This is a genomic window from Actinoplanes cyaneus (genome assembly GCF_016862095.1).
GTDB classification, from domain to species: domain Bacteria; phylum Actinomycetota; class Actinomycetes; order Mycobacteriales; family Micromonosporaceae; genus Actinoplanes; species Actinoplanes cyaneus.
The window spans coordinates 1-14,578 of the sequence record NZ_BOMH01000109.1; the positions used below are offsets into that span (position 1 = coordinate 1).

15 protein-coding genes and 1 pseudogene are annotated in these 14,578 nt (G+C 67.9%); 7 read left to right on the top strand and 9 right to left on the bottom strand.

Annotation, left to right across the window (positions count from 1 at the left end; translation table 11 throughout):
• From Acy02nite_RS45395 to Acy02nite_RS45410, 4 genes are all read right to left on the bottom strand, one after another.
• A partial coding sequence (locus Acy02nite_RS45395; RefSeq protein ID WP_203756279.1) for a hypothetical protein occupies positions 1-287 on the bottom strand: 287 nt, incomplete at its 3' end.
• Between the two features lie 73 nt (positions 288-360).
• Positions 361-678 carry a hypothetical protein gene (locus tag Acy02nite_RS45400; protein ID WP_203756282.1) on the bottom strand — a complete coding sequence of 106 codons (318 nt, stop codon included), beginning with the start codon at positions 676-678 and terminating at the stop codon, positions 361-363.
• A gap of 257 nt (positions 679-935) precedes the next feature.
• On the bottom strand, positions 936-1,523 hold the full coding sequence (locus Acy02nite_RS45405; RefSeq protein WP_203756285.1) for a hypothetical protein: 588 nt from the start codon (positions 1,521-1,523) through the stop codon (positions 936-938).
• Between the two features lie 413 nt (positions 1,524-1,936).
• The gene (locus Acy02nite_RS45410) at positions 1,937-2,422 is read right to left on the bottom strand and encodes a hypothetical protein (protein WP_203756288.1); all 486 of its coding nucleotides are present in this window, start codon (positions 2,420-2,422) and stop codon (positions 1,937-1,939) included.
• Between the two features lie 463 nt (positions 2,423-2,885).
• Here Acy02nite_RS45410 and Acy02nite_RS47880 point away from each other — a divergent pair, with 463 nt between their 5' ends.
• The 4 genes from Acy02nite_RS47880 (at position 2,886) to Acy02nite_RS45425 (ending at position 6,089) form a co-directional block, all read left to right on the top strand.
• Positions 2,886-3,050 carry a hypothetical protein gene (locus tag Acy02nite_RS47880; RefSeq protein WP_239175889.1) on the top strand — a complete coding sequence of 55 codons (165 nt, stop codon included), beginning with the start codon at positions 2,886-2,888 and terminating at the stop codon, positions 3,048-3,050.
• A complete protein-coding gene (locus Acy02nite_RS45415; protein ID WP_239175887.1) occupies positions 3,001-3,957 on the top strand; it encodes an ISAs1 family transposase in 957 nt (318 codons plus the stop codon). The genes Acy02nite_RS47880 and Acy02nite_RS45415 overlap by 50 nt, the downstream gene beginning before the upstream one ends.
• A 104-nt stretch (positions 3,958-4,061) precedes the next feature.
• Positions 4,062-4,364 (top strand): DDE-type integrase/transposase/recombinase, encoded by a 303-nt coding sequence (locus Acy02nite_RS45420; RefSeq protein WP_203756313.1) that lies wholly within the window; start codon positions 4,062-4,064, stop codon positions 4,362-4,364.
• Positions 4,365-4,574: 210 nt separating this feature from the next.
• Positions 4,575-6,089 (top strand): gluconokinase, encoded by a 1,515-nt coding sequence (locus Acy02nite_RS45425; RefSeq protein WP_203756290.1) that lies wholly within the window; start codon positions 4,575-4,577, stop codon positions 6,087-6,089.
• A gap of 337 nt (positions 6,090-6,426) precedes the next feature.
• On the opposite strand, the gene Acy02nite_RS45430 is transcribed toward Acy02nite_RS45425, so the two are convergent.
• On the bottom strand, positions 6,427-7,242 hold the full coding sequence (locus Acy02nite_RS45430) for a class I SAM-dependent methyltransferase (RefSeq protein WP_203756291.1): 816 nt from the start codon (positions 7,240-7,242) through the stop codon (positions 6,427-6,429).
• Positions 7,243-7,571: 329 nt separating this feature from the next.
• Here Acy02nite_RS45430 and Acy02nite_RS45435 point away from each other — a divergent pair, with 329 nt between their 5' ends.
• The 3 genes and pseudogenes from Acy02nite_RS45435 to Acy02nite_RS45445 all read left to right on the top strand — a co-directional run bounded on the left by Acy02nite_RS45435 (position 7,572) and on the right by Acy02nite_RS45445 (position 9,104).
• Positions 7,572-7,826, top strand: coding sequence for a hypothetical protein (locus Acy02nite_RS45435; protein WP_203756294.1), 255 nt, complete (start codon positions 7,572-7,574; stop codon positions 7,824-7,826).
• A gap of 204 nt (positions 7,827-8,030) precedes the next feature.
• Positions 8,031-8,560, top strand: a pseudogene (locus Acy02nite_RS45440) (transposase family protein); the annotation flags it as partial.
• Positions 8,561-8,750: 190 nt separating this feature from the next.
• On the top strand, positions 8,751-9,104 hold the full coding sequence (locus tag Acy02nite_RS45445) for a hypothetical protein (protein WP_203756301.1): 354 nt from the start codon (positions 8,751-8,753) through the stop codon (positions 9,102-9,104).
• Positions 9,105-9,147: 43 nt separating this feature from the next.
• Here Acy02nite_RS45445 and Acy02nite_RS45450 read toward each other — a convergent pair whose 3' ends face one another.
• From Acy02nite_RS45450 to Acy02nite_RS45465, 4 genes are all read right to left on the bottom strand, one after another.
• Positions 9,148-10,194, bottom strand: a complete 1,047-nt coding sequence (locus Acy02nite_RS45450) for a LacI family DNA-binding transcriptional regulator (RefSeq protein ID WP_203756304.1) — start codon at positions 10,192-10,194, stop codon at positions 9,148-9,150.
• 102 nt (positions 10,195-10,296) lie between these two features.
• Positions 10,297-12,732, bottom strand: coding sequence for an alpha/beta hydrolase-fold protein (locus Acy02nite_RS45455; protein WP_203756309.1), 2,436 nt, complete (start codon positions 12,730-12,732; stop codon positions 10,297-10,299).
• A gap of 534 nt (positions 12,733-13,266) precedes the next feature.
• Positions 13,267-13,629, bottom strand: a complete 363-nt coding sequence (locus Acy02nite_RS47095; RefSeq protein WP_239175888.1) for a hypothetical protein — start codon at positions 13,627-13,629, stop codon at positions 13,267-13,269.
• A gap of 121 nt (positions 13,630-13,750) precedes the next feature.
• Complete coding sequence (locus tag Acy02nite_RS45465; RefSeq protein ID WP_203756311.1) at positions 13,751-14,209, bottom strand: class I SAM-dependent DNA methyltransferase; 459 nt, start codon at positions 14,207-14,209, stop codon at positions 13,751-13,753.
• Positions 14,210-14,578: the final 369 nt, after the last annotated feature.

Sequence of the window (14,578 nt, forward strand, 5' to 3'; positions counted from 1 at the left end):
GCGCGCAGGCGGCCCTCGTCATCACGCGCCTCGGTGGCGAGGCGCGCCCGCCGGCGGGGGTCCGCCATCACCGCCCGCCGGCTCCGGAGATCGGCTTCCAGCTGCTGCAGGGCGTGTATCACCGTTTCCGCGATGATCATCGCGGGGCGCCCGTCGGCCAGCTCAGCGGCGGCCACGCGCATCTGGCGTTCCAGATCGGGGCGTACGTTGGCGGCGGCTCCCTGCAGCACCATCTGGACCACGTCCAGAAGGTCGTCCTGATTGCTCAGGTCGCTCCGCACGGTCATCGCAGCCTCCGTCAGGTGCCGGCGCCCGGCCGGCAGCCGGCGGTCCGATGCCGCCGGCCGTCAGCGCACGTCGTCAGTGGCAAAGCGGGATCATGTGGTGGTCGTGGCTCATCGGAGCGCCGCCGCCCTGGCCCGGGTCGCAGTCGTCGAAGCTGCCCTGGCCCGGGTCGCAGTCGTCGAAGCTGTCCCGGCCCGGGTCGCCGCCGGGACCGCTCCAGCCGTGGTCGCCGCCGCCGGTGTGGCCGCCGCCGTCGCCGCAGTCATCGGCGCCGCCCCATCCTCCGTTGTGCTGCTGCCCGTGGCCGATGCCCTGGTCCCCGCCGCCGAACAGACCGCGACCGAGGTCGAGACATCCGCTGTTGCCTTCGAGGGAACTCTGCCAACCGCTCATTTCACATCCTTGCTATCGGGGGGTCTGACTTGTCTACGCCAACGACGGAACCGGCCCCAGGACACCGAGTCCATGCCGGCCGTGTCGAGCACGACGATCTGGTCGGCGTGATCGAGACACGCATCCACCAGGAGTTGATGAACGCCCGAGGCGCCTTCGAGAGTCTGTTCACCCTGCAGGTATCCGGGTACCAGACGCAGACGTCGCAACGGTCGCTGAGCAGCACAGCCGGGCGATGGCCGCGGCGAGGTCGGCGGTCAGGCGGTGGTGAAGCGGCCGATGTCGGGAAGGGTGGCCTCTTCGTCCGCGGTGATCCACACGGTGAGTTGTTCGCCGTGTAGGTGGGTCATCATGCCGGCGAAGGAACGGACCAGTTCGACGGCGGAATCGCAGCTCGGGGCAGCGGTCCAGGATCTTCTGGAGTTGTCGGGGCCGGACGGGGCGGTCTGCCATCTGACCGTCGACAACACCGCGCCGCCGACCCCGCTGGTCTCGTCGAAGAAGTACGCCACCGCCGAGTATCCGGGCACCGGCGATGCCGGTGTGCCAGGCAATTTCGTGTTCGACACCGGCGGCAGCCGCGACATCACCAGCTTCGAGTACTCGGTGAACAGGATGCCGCGGTCGGTCGGCAACCCGGTCGTGGTGCCCAACCATCCGGGGGCCGGGCCAAGGCGGGCGCGCACACCGACCAGATCATGGTCACCGACGCGCCGGGTGTCAGCGGCGCCGCAGATCCGATCTCGGGCCGGCCCGACACCTTCACTCTCACCGCGCGTTCGATCGGAGTGGTCGCCTTCAAGTTTGGATGGCTGATGCAGTACCGGCGCCTGGCCCGCGACCATGAGGCACTCCCGCAGCGTTCGGCGGCGATGGTCCGGTGGGCGATGCCTAACACAATCATGCCCAGACTAACGGAGAATCCACCCAAACCTGGCGCTGAGTACTCGTATTTCACTGCCGGAAGGACATGTCGGATCAGACGCCCTCTTAGAAGATCGGACGCCCTCTTAGAGACATCGTCCAAAGTGCCGACGCTCACCGTTGTCATCCTTCCAACCCCAGATCGGACCACGTCCGCAGATCTCAGGAGGGCCGGCCGCCGACGATTGGCATGCAGGTCAGGTCGCCAGCAGTACGCGCTTGCGGAGGAGATCGAAGCCGGCGCGGCCGAGCTGGTCCGCTCGTCAGCAGCGTTCGCCGTTGCCGCCTGGGTGATCGTTTGGCACATCCAGCTGCTGGGGCGTCGAGGTCAGAGTCAGCAGCCGCGGTAGTAATCTTCGAACCGCTCGGCGTCGTCGGCCGACGGACCTGCGTCGATGACGATCCAGCACTCGTTCAGCCGAATTCCGGGGTGGCGAATCTTGTAGCTTGAGTCGCTGAAGAAGAAAGGTTCGTCGGCGTCTTTGACTGCCCGTAGGCCGTCCGCCAGTGCGCGTGCTGCATGGCAATACTGATAGGGGGAGTCGTGCTTGATTTCCAGGGCATTCAGAATGTGCTCCTCCGCCGTCACGATCGCAGGTGCGGGAATTCCTTCCGCCATGGTAAGAACATAGCTGGTAAGATTGGCGGCACACTTGAGAATCGGCCCCCGATGCACCCATATAGCGTCGGCGGCCAGCCTGGTCCAGTCCTCGGGCTCGTACATCTGCCCGTCCGCGTTTGCGGCTGCGGCCGGACCGGCTGCGGTGACCACCCCGAAGACGGCCAGTGCCACAGCGGTCGCGAGTCTCTTCGAACGCATGATTCTCCCAGGTGCTGCTGGTGTTTCTGTCAAGCTAGAGCACCTGTCGCTTCCTGTCGTTTCCCCGGAAGAGCGATGGATTTACAGAGCAACTTCTGAATCCTCGGACTGCTCTCTCCAGGAACAGCTTGACTCTTGCGGAAACAGCCGGTGACCAGAGCCGCGATGGCTGCAATGACCACTGAGTGCCTTTCCTCTGGCTTTGCGTAGCTGGGCCACGGGCAGGGCCCCGGCAAAGTCGTGACGGTGTCCGACTTGGGTGGATGAAGGCAGAAGCGCCTCGGTTGGCGGTAGCAAGACGGGCATGACTGGTTCAGAAGATCATCAAGGTTCCTACGCCACGATGATCTATCCGAAGTGAGTCATGCCCGCACTGCCATCATCGCTGATCTCGTCTCTGTCCGATGCACCGGCTCTGACCGTGCCGGAAACCGCTGCTGGATTGCCCGCTGTGCTGGCCGCGATGCGTGATCCGCGGGCGCGGCGGGGTATCCGGCACCAACTCAGTGTGGTGGTGACCGCGGCGGTGTGCGCCGTGGTGGCCGGTTACCGTTTCGTACGCTGCGATCGCGGAATGGGTGGCCGACGTGCCCGACGCGACGGTCCAAGCCCTGGGCATCGCTGCTGACAGGCGCCCGTCCGAAGCGATGATCCGCCGGCTGCTGCAGGCCTTGGACCCGGATCTGCTGACCATGGTGATCGGCGCGTGGCTCGCCGACCGGACCCTGGCGGACGTCCCGGCCGGTCGGCGGGCGATCGCGGTCGACGGCAAAACCCTGCGCGGCTCCCGCACCGCCGATACGGCTGCCGATCATGTGATGGCCGCCTGCGATCAGGCTGCCGGCGTGGTTCTGGCCAGCACCGACGTCGACGGCAAGACCAATGAGATCACCCGGTTCGTGCCTCTGCTCGACCAGATCAGCGACCTGCGCAACACCGTGATCACCGCCGATGCGATGCACTGCCAGCGTGACCACGTCACCTACCTCGCCGAACGCGGCGCTCACTGGATCCTGACCGTGAAAGGTAACCAGCCCCACCTGCACAAACAGCTCACCCGCCTGCCGTGGAAGGCGGTCCCGGACGCCGCCCGTGACGACGACCGCGGACACGGCCGCCGTGAGATCCGCACCCTGAAGATCCTGACCGTATCCACCGGCATCGACTTCCCGCACGCCGCCCAGGCCCTGCAGATCCGGCGCCGCCGCCGACGCCTCGACGAGCCGAAACGCTTCACCACCGAGACCGTCTACGCCATCACCGACCTGCACGTCCACCAGGCCAAACCGGCCCAGTTGGCCGCGTGGATCCGCGGACACTGGTCCATCGAGAACAAGATCCACTGGGTGCGAGACGTCACCTACGACGAAGACCGCTCACAGATCCGCACCGGAACCGGACAACAAGTCATGGCCGCTCTACGCAACGCCGCTATCGGCGCCCTACGCGCTGCGGGCATCACCAACATCGCCGCCGCTAACCGCCATCACGCCCGCGACAGCACCCGCCCGCTCGCCCTGCTCGGAATCACCTGACGACTTTGCCGGGGCCCTGGGCCACGGGTGAGGCTCGGATGCCAGTGAGGTGACGCTCCCGGTAAGACAAGCAATCGCCCAAGACGTGCTCCGAAGTCCCTCGACTGGCTGGTCAACGGAGTAAAGGTGGGCCGGGTGCCGCTGCGGACGGCCCGGCAGCGCTCGCCGACCGGGTCCCGGCCGCGTGGCACCACGTCGAACGCTATGCGAACAACCCGGTCGAAGCCGATCACAGCCGGCTCAAACACCGGCTCCGGCCGATACGCGGGTTCCGGAGCGCCCAGACCATGATCACCGGACACGCCTTCGTGCAAAACCTACGCCGCGGACACTACGAGATCGCCACCGGCAAGCCGCCCCAGCTACGCCTGGCAGCCGCGTTCACCGAACTCGCCACCGCGATCTGACTCCCGCCACCTGACCAGGCTGCACACGTCTCGCGATCAGACAACGCCACAGCGCCATCTCTGCTCGGACGCGTCGCGTGAAGGGCGGGCTCTGACCTGGCTTCACGGTCAGGTTTCTCGAGCGGCTGTGGCGGGCACATCGTGGCGCGGTCCGGGCTTTCGCGGCGCGCCCGGCCGCTGAAGCCGGTGCCGCCGACGACGAGGACTGCGATGGCCCGCAACGACGACGTCGCTCTCGATGCGGCGGTCGACCCGCTGGTGCTGGCACTGGACATCGGGTCCACCGCCACCCGCGGCGGTGTGCACGACGCCACCGGCAGACGGGTGCACGGCCTGCAGCACAAGGTTCCGCACGCTTTCACGGTCGCGCCCGACGGCACCTCGGTCATCGACCCGGACCAGGTCAGCGCGGAGGTCGAGCAGGTGCTGGACGCGGTGACCAGCGCTGCGCGGCTGGGCACCCGCATCGCTGGCGTCGCGATGGACACCTTCGCCGCCTCGCTGATCGCCGTCGACCGGACCGGGCGGGCGCTGACCCCGTGCCTGACCTACGCCGACTCGCGCAGCGCCGACGCGGTCACGACACTGCGGCAGCAGCTCGATGAGCACGCGGTGCAGCAGCGCACCGGCACTCGCCTGCACACCAGCTATCACGCGCCGCGCCTGCGCTGGCTGGCGGCCACGCAGCCGAAAGTCGTCGCCGCGGCCGCGTCCTGGTGGTCGCTGGGCGAGTACGTGTGGTTCCGGCTGATCGGGCAGCCACTGGCCGGCACGTCCACGGTGGCCTGGAGCGGCCTACTGGATCGCCGCACCGGTCAACTCGACACGGAACTGCTCACCGCCGTAGGTGCCGGCCCCGAGCTTTTCAGCCCGCCGCGGGACCCGAGCGACCCGGCGCCCGCCGTGGCGCTCCCTCGCTGGCCGGCGCTCGCGCGGGCCGTGTGGTTCCCGGTCATCACCGACGGCCTCGCCAGCAACATCGGGTCCGGTGCCACCGACCCCACCGTGCTCACCGCCGCGACCGCGACCAGCGGCGCCCTGCGAGTGCTGCTCGACGGCCCGGCCGATCCGCTGCCGTTCGGACTATGGAACTACCGGGTCGACTCCGGCCGTTCGCTGCTCGGCGGAGCGATCAACGACGTTGGCCGCGCCATCAGCTGGGCGCAGGAGACGCTACGGCTGAGCCCCGAACTCGCGGACCTGCTCACCGCGGCGCCCAGCGACGCCACGCCGCTGGTGCTGCCGTACCTCACTGGTGAACGAGCGCCGGGCTGGGCCGGCGGGGCACGCGCCGTGTTCGGTGGGGTGTCGGCGGCCACCGGCGCCGACGCGATGTTCCGCGGCATCATCGAAGGCGTGGCCATGACGTACGCGCGGGTCGCCGACGAACTGCGCCCGGCCGCGCCGCAGGTCGTGCAGGTGGCCGCGGCCGGCCGGGTCAGCAACGACCAACCCGAGTGGCTGCAGGTCCTCGCCGACGTCCTCGGGCGGCCGGTCACACATGTGACCCGGCGCCGCGCGACGCAGCGCGGCACGGCCCTGCTCGCGCTCGACGTGCTGGCGCCCGATGTCGAACGCGCACGGCGGACCACCGGGGCGACCTACGAGCCGCGCTCGGCGTATGCCGACCACTACGCGCAGCGCCGCGCTCGCTTCGCCGAACTGTACGACGCGACCGTGCCGAGCTCCGGCCCCGCGGGGAAAAAGCCTGCCACAGGCGGGTAAGCCGATTAACGGCGACAGCCGTCAGTACTGCGCCGTCGCCGACAAAGGCCTCATCGGTGGGCATGGCGCGGACCTGCGCGCCGGCAGCGACCGGCGGGGTGCGGTGCTTGGTCGTCCGACCCGGACGGCGACCCCAGCAGGCTGACCGGCGGTGCCGCTGACCGGCGGGTGACCGAGGTGGCGCTCACCGACGACGGCCGCGGCCTTCTGCGGAGTGTCGCGTCGGGTCACGCGCGTTGGTCAAGAACCTCCTCTTCGGTGATCTCCCGACCGCCGACCCGCCAGCGCTGGCCGGATCGCTGGAGCCGATCCACGCGAACGTCCTGAAAACCTCACGCTACCGCCGCCGGACGCCGGAGGAACCCGGACGGATACCGCGGACTGCCCAGGCCCCCGCGGTCAGGCGGATCGACCCGTCGGGCGCGGCCGGAAGCCGAGCCGCGAGCAGGTTCCGCAGGGCGTTCCGTTCCGGCTCGGTCAGCGACGCCAGATACCCCGGAGCGGAACCCTGCCCACCCAGGAACGGTGTCCAGTAGTCGGCGAAACCGGCGAAGACCGTCGGGACATAGAGCCCCTGAACGCTGACGTCCGTCAGCCCGGCGTCATCCCACAACGCCCGCAGTGCGTCGGGCCGACAGAGTGAGAACCGGCGCCCGTCGTCACGTCCGGCAGCGGCGGGATCGAGGGTGATGACGGCATCCCAGAAGTACCGCATCATCGCCATCCCCTCCGCGTAATCCCACACGTACGCGGCGACGACCCCACCCGGGGCGGCCACCCGAGCGAACTCCGCCACCGCCCGGGCCGGTTCCGGTACGAAGTTCAGCACCAGCCCGCTGACGACCACGTCGACGGCACCGGCCGGCAGGGGTAACGCCTGAGCGTCTCCGGTCGTGAAGACCGCGCGCGGGTCGGCGACGCTCGCGCGGGCCCGCGCCACGAAGCCCGCTGCGGGGTCCACGCCGACGACCTGCCGCGGCGCGGCGCCAGTCAGCACCGTGGAAGTCAACACGCCGGTGCCGCTGCCCACATCGAGCCAGCGCCGTCCGGCCGGCAGATCGAGCCAGTGCAGGAACGCCGCCGCGACGAGCCGGCTCCACCGACCTACGTACGCCTCGTAGGCCGCGCCGTCGGCCCAGACCGGGGATGTCATTGCGGCACCATACGACAGAACCCGGCACACCGAGCGGAGCCAGCCGGCGGGCGCGGATCACGGGGTCATGGTCAGTGACCCCGAGTTCGAGCCGCAACCGCACCCAACAAAAATCTGAGGTCAACCGCACTGAGCCACGTCTGCACCCAGCGTAGCGTCGGGTCGGCGGCGCTCCACTCGAACAGCATCCGCGCCTTGATCGCCCGGTCGATGCCCAGCAATGAAATACCCGGCCAATCGGGGGCTCGGCGACGATCGCCGAGCCCCGGGACAACGGGTCAGAAGCCGGAGTTGCCCGGAGTGCGGTGCTGCCACCGCCGAAGAAGGGCGTGCAGCGCATCGCGACCCTGGCCATCATGTTGCTCGACAAGGCCCGGCCCGCACAGCTGCAGACGTGGCGCCCGGTTGCCTTGCCTGACCTCGGGTCGACAGACGCCCGTGGTGCCACGCCAGCCGGGCTGAGCATCGTGTGTACGGACGGCACCCGCTTTCTGCTGCGAGCTACGCAGGGCGGATCGCAGCTGCCGACCCCGGATGAGGACCCGCACCCGGAGTGGCAAGTGCCGGAAGGTCTCAGCGTCTGAGGGGGTTGGGCCAGGGGCTTGTATTGACGGCTCATCCTGAGGGCCTTGGAAAGCCGCACCGTGACGGGTTGACTTAGCTTTACCTCCGGGTAAGGCAACGAGGGCTGTGACGGCCTGCCTCGGCCCCGCCGCCATGATCGAGTTCAAACTTGCCCATAACGTTGCGTAGCGGGTTGCCAAGCACCAGAAACCTCAATCGCTTACCCCGGCCGCCAAGCCCCCGGCTCGCCCTGCCCCATCTACACAACGGCGACACCTGCACCCGCCTCGCCGCCGCTTGGCGCAAGATCCAGGAAGAGATCATCCTGCTCAGCGCGGCCGCTGGCGACCTCAAGGACGCCATGCAACACATCTGGGCACTTGCGTACGCGACGCTGGACGGCGCGCTGATGTCGATCGACAGGGCCGCCGACCCGATTCCTCACTACTCCGGCAGACGCAAGCGGCACGGAGCGAACGTGCAGGTCGTCGCGGACGTAGCCGGACGCCTCGCCTGGGCCTCGGCGGCGCTGCTGACGCGACGCACAACCCGACCGCCGCCCGCACCCACGGTATTGCAGACGCCTGAACCCACGCTGGCGTGATGAACTTCGTGGATAAGGGATACCAAGGAGCTCGCGGCAGCGTGCGCATCCCGTTCAATCGGCGTCGCCTCCAGCCAAACTTGTCACGCCGGTAGAAAGCCGTATATCAGGCGCGCGAGAATCCGCGCCCGCAGAGAAGGCGCGATCGCCGGCCCTAGCTGACAACGATCCGGCTGGCGAGGCCACGCAGTGCGGCCGGGGTGGGTGTCGGCGCGTAGAGCAGGGTCGCGACCAGGTCCCGCACGCTGGCCCGGGCCACGTCTTCCGGGGCGCGGCGTTCCGCGGCCAGCAGCGCGTGAGCGGCCCGTCGGGCCGGCCGTGCCGGTGCCAGGCCCGGGCGGTGTCGACCAGGTACCGGCTGTGGCGTTCCGCGGTGGGCAGCTGCGCCGGGTTGACGCTCGCGGCGTGCTTCAGCGCGGTCCCGGTGTCGCCGAGCGTGGTGTGCACGCTGATCCGGTACATGGCCACGGTCGTCGGGGTGAGCGGGTGCAATCCGACGCTGTGGTGGTCGCCGAGCAGGCGGGCGGCTGCGACCGCCTCGGTCAGGTACGTGTCGGCGTTGCTGGCGTTCCCGGCCTGCGCGCTGGTGTACGCCGCGGTGCACAGCAGGGTGCCGTACGCGGCCACGGTTCCTGGGTTGTTCGCGGCGTCGCTGAGGTTGATACCACTGATATACATCGAACCCGGCACATAGACCAGGAGGTACCGGTCCGCGCTCCATCCCCATCTCAATGGCCTCAGCGCAGCGTTGACTGCCTCTGAATCAGTTCAAAGCCGACGACTATCCTGCGGGGCGTCGGCTGATTCTCTCGCGGCACGCCGTCGATCTGGAGCTGGATACGCTCTTCCAGAAGGGCGACTGCCCGGTGTGCAATCACGTCGCGTCCGGGGTCGATGGTGCTCAGTGGAGGTCGAGAGTAGTTCGTTTCGTCGATGTTGTCGAAGCCGATCAGCTGGACATCCTCGGGGACCCGTAGGCCGCGGTCCTGAAAGGCGGCGAGCGCACCCAGCGCGAGTGTGTCGGCAAACGCCACAACCGCGTCGGGTTTGACACCACTGTCAAGTATGCGAGCGATCGTCGTGGCGCCGGTGGAGTGAAAGTAGTCGGGTACACCGATGATCGCGCGCGGGTCCACGTCCAACCCTCGTGACCGGAGGGCTTCCCTGAAGCCCTGGAACCGCAGCGTGCCGCTGCTCGGCGATGGGTCTTGCTTGACTCCCAGGGGAACCACCCTGGCGGCACCTCGGTCCAGGACCTGCTCGGTCGCCGCACGTGCTCCCTCGACGTTGCTCATCGTGACGTGGTCGAGGTTGCTGTTGAACACCCGCTCGCCCAGGAGCACGAGGGGGAAGTTGACGTCGAACAGCGGAAGATCTTCCTGGCCCAGCGCGAGCGGAGAGTACAGCACGCCGTCGAAGCGTGACCGGTAGCTGCCGTCCAGTACCCGCAACTCGCGGTCGCGCTCGGCGTTGGTCTGCTCGATGAATACGGTCAGGCCTCGCTTGGACGCCTCTCGCATGACGGCGTCGGCAAGCTCGGCGAAGTACACAACGCGCAGCGACGGCAATACCAAAGCGATCGCCCTGGTCCGGCCTCGGCTCAGGTTCCGCGCTGACACATTCACGTGGTAGCCCAGCTCACGGATCGCGTCGTCCACCCGCTTGCGGGTTTCCGGACGCACATACTGATAGCCGTTGAGGATGTTGGACACCGTCTTGATTGACACTCCGGCGAGTCGGGCAACGTCGCGCATCGTCGCCGATCCGTTGGTCTTGCGTGCCACAGCCCCTCCCGCCGTTCGCCGGCTCGTCGACCAGCGTATAAGACCCGACGCAGCGGCCGGCCCGCCCCGATTCGGGGGCGGGCCGGCCGTGTGGATCACGGTTCAGTTGATGGTCAGCGCGATGGCGTGCACCGAGCTGCCCAGGTCGATCTGCAACTCGTAGGTGCCCCGGGCGAGCCCTCTGGTGTCCCAGTCGAAGACGTACTTGCCGGCGCGGTAGCGCGCGGTGTTGTCCGCGTTTTTCTGAACGGGTGTGGCCGGGACCCGATCGCCGGCCACACCGTCCGTCGTCCTCGCCAGGTAGAGACGCGGCCGCGCGTCGGTGACGGTCTTGCCGTCTTCGCTGGTAACGGTGAAAGTGACCGGCACGGCACGTCCGGCTCTGACGACGTCGGAGCCGTCGCCGGCCAGGGGCGGCCGCACTCCGCCGAACCGGTACTCAGGCGTGAAAAGCCGCGGCACGAAGTCGACCAGGTTCGCCGACCAGATGTCGAAGCCATGCGGTCCGACCCAGGTGCCGGCGTACTCGTACTTGATGCCCTGGGAGGTCAGCCACCGCATCGATTCCTGGGTGAACGAGTACGTGAAGTCGACGTCACCGGAGTACAACCGGGCCAGCTTGGTGCTCTCGTTGACCGCCTGGACGTCGACAGTGGGGTAGGAGAGCAGGCCGCCCGAAAAGGCACCGATGTAGGCGAACTCGCCCGGGTGGCTGAGCCACGTGCTGAGGGTGTTCATGGCGCCCCACGACAGACCGGCGAGCGCCTGCTCATCCGAATCCGTAGAGATGTTGTACTTCGCCGCCGCGGTTGGCATCAGGTGCTGGCTGAGGTCGGTCCAGAAGTCGACGCCGTTCTGGTCTGGCATGACCACGACCATCGGCACCATTGTCCCGTTCAGGTAGTGGTTGTCGAGAATCTGCTTGACCCGCCCGGTCTCGAGCCAGCTCCCGTAGTTCTGGCCCCCACCGTGGTACAGGTACAGCACCGGGTAGGCAGCTTCGAGGTCAGGATCGTAGCTGGGCGGCGTCCAGACGTACGCGTAGCGTTCTGCGCCCTGGCCCCCGTCGTAGGTCATCAATGAGACCGTGCCGCCCTTACCTTTGGGGACGTCGGCGAGCATCGCGTCGGTCTTGCCCGGCACGAAGAGCTGGGACTCCATCACATGGGTGTTGACGGTGTCGGCCGGGTCCTTCTTGTCGACGCCGTCGACCACGTACCGGTAGTAGTAGTAGCCGTCGAGCGGTCCGACAGTGATGCGCCAGCGGCCGTCGGGTTGTTTGGCCATCGGGATCCGGAACCACTGGCCGTTCGGGGCCCAGTTACCCCAGATGGTGACGTCCTTGGCGTCGGCCCACTGGGTGCCGGTCTCGAACGTGACGATGCCGTGCGGGTCGATGTGCGGGGTCGTGATCGACCCGGCCGCGGGGGGTTGGTACCGCTTGGTCAGCGGGCGGTGTCCCTTGCCGGCACCGTGGCCGGCGCCCTTCTGCCCGAAGAGCCGGGAGGCGAAGTCCCGCAGGTTCTCCCGCCACGCGTCCCAGGTGGCGTCGTCGGGGTTGACGCCGTCGAACTCGTACTTCACTCCGGATTTCTTCAGGCCCACCAGCAGGTCGTAGTTGTCGTTGTAGGACGGGTCGAGCGTGTTGCCGACATATATTCGAAGCAGTTTGGTGGCCTTGTTGATCGCCTTGGCCTCCGCCTTGGTGATCGGGCCGTCGGCGGAGCCGGAGAAGGAGCCGACGTAGCCGAATGCACCGGCATCCTTGCGGAGGATATTGATTGCCTGCTCGGCACCGGTGCCGACACCGGCCAGCGCCTGACTGTCGGGCCGAGACGAGATGTTGTAGCCGGCCCGTGCTGCCGGGGCGATGGCGTTCAGCAACTCGGCGCGAGGGTCGGCGGAATTGGCGTCAGCCATCACGACCACCATCGGCTTGGCGTCCCTGCCGGCAACCAGGTTGTCGAGTATCTGCTTCGCCCGGCCGAGCTCCAGCCACTCACGAGCGGTCTGGCCCTCGCTGCTCAGCAGGTACAGGACCGGGTATGCCTCGGCCCGGGCGGAGTCGTAGCCGGGTGGTGTCCACACGACGGCGGTGCGGTTCTCCCCCGCCGCCGCGCTTCGGTAGGACATCTCCTCCACCGTCCCGCCCGCAGCGATGTCGTCCATCCACGCGACCGACTCGCCCGGCACGAAGAAGGTGTTCCAGTTCGGCTTCGACGTCACAGCCACCGGACTGCCCGGCTGGCGGAAGGACACCTTCGACCTGTCCGGCATGGTCGCGGTGTACTGGTAGTGGTACAGCCCGGGCTCGAGTGGACCAACGTTCGCAGCGTAGTCCGAGCCACTCGGGTCGAGCGCGAGCGCCGACCAGGTGCCGCTCGGACCGATGTTCGCCTCCAGTTCCAGCGTTGCCGGCGTTCCGCCGACGATGCTGCTGGCCTCCGATTGCGGCACCTTGAAGTAGTGGTAGACGTCGTCGTTCGAATGCCATGTGTCAGTCGCGGCAGCCGCCGGGGCGGCCGCGATGCCTGACACAACCAAAGCCGCGGCTGCGACAAGGCTGACCATTCGGAGGCCATTGCTGTGTGACATGGCGTCGCTGCTCCTCTCAGAGCGTCAAGACCTCCCGCATCGAAGGCGCGCGCCTCACCATCGGGATCAGCCACCGAGGCCTTCCCGGCAGTCCCGACAGGCCCTCACTACATCGGTAGATTTCGATTAGTACACCGGTGTAGAGCGAATGGCAAGAGGCCCATCCAAGCCCCCTGACCTCCGTGGTGGACCGAAAGCCGCTGGCTGCGGCGCCCTGACGGCCGCGAAGATCCTCGACGAGACCGCCGAGCCACCCGATTCCGCTCTGCGGCCGCATACACTCGCCACAACGGCACCGCGCCGCTGCCCGCGTGGTCGCCCAACCGCGCCCGGCACCGGCTCAGCCGCAGGCCATGACCGGTAGGGCCTTGAGGCTCCGTATAGCGGCCACAGCAAACTCCCATGAAGTTATGAGGTGAAGGCCCTAGTTACGGCTGACCCGCGCGGATTCTGCTTTCCTCGTAAGCGTTTATGCCATCAGTCGCCGCAGAACCACAGGTACAGATGTTGACCTTCCTCGACCAAGGCGGCGAACTGGCGGACCTCAGCACGAGCGGGCTCAGGGATCAGGCCAGCTGGGAGCCGCTCCAACTCCGCAAGCAAGATCGGGATCTGGCGCTGATTGAAAACCGTGTCGAGATAGGCACAGAGCCCGGCGAGCATCGGAAACGCTGCGGGATCGAGGCCGATGAGCTCTTGAGTCCACTCGAAGCCACGCGACCTCGCCTCGATCTCGCCGGACTCTCCGCGTACCTGGAGATCGATCACCGCACCACGATTACGGCACCCGACCCGCGCAAGATCAATCACGGTGTTCGCGCCGGAGCCGAGAAATGACACCGCTTGGTCATGATCAGATCCCGCGATACTGTCCGGCGGTGCAGAGGGAGGCCGACGTGGAGGGGCGGGGCTGGGAGCTGAAGCAAGGTGACCGGTTAGTCGGAATCTTGGTGTTCGAAGCTCAAGACATGTTCTGGTCTGACTGCCGGTCGTTGTGCGCCTGAATCGTGATCCGGACCTGCCCGTCGTCGACGTGCCGGACCAGCACCTGCCGGCCGTCCGCGATCACGGTGTGCGGCAAGGCGGCTTCGATCACGAACCGGCCCCCGGGCGCGAGCGCGGCCGCGACCGCGCGCAGGCAGGCGGTCTGCCGGTCAGCGGTGCCCAGGAGCAGAAACGTGGACGCGGCCACGTAGATCAGCGGATACGGGAACGGGGCCGACGTCCGGAAGTCGGCCATGTCGGCGACCCAAACGTCGACGGGCAGGTCACCGCGGCGCTGCTGAAGGACGGCGAGCATCTGTTCGGACGCGTCGATCCCGCTGACCGGAATGCCCCGCTGGGCCAGCGGGAGCGCGATCCGGCCGGTGCCGATGCCCAGCTCCAGCACCGGCCCACCGTCGGCGAGGCTCGCGAGCATGTCGACGGCGGGCCCGGGCTGCAGGTAGCCGCAAGACTGGGCGTTCGGCCCACTCTGGTGAGCCTGACTCGTAATACCGCGCTCGCCACAGAGGCGAGCCAGCCAGGGGGCCTGGGCGGGCGATGCCCGACCCCGACCGGAGCCACGCGCGAAGAGCCGGTCCGGGAAGTGTGACGAGGTAGAACCCGCGAGGCGATACCGAAGTGCTGTGTCGATGCAACATCTGACCTTGCTGGCCGAATGGCATCGGTGGATCCCGCGCAGGTTGGCCGTTTGAGGCGGGTATCGCTGGGCTCTCCCATTCAAGGCGGAGGCACGCCGGCGGGTCGCCGCCTCACGACCGGCCCACCGGCGGATGGTGGATCACCT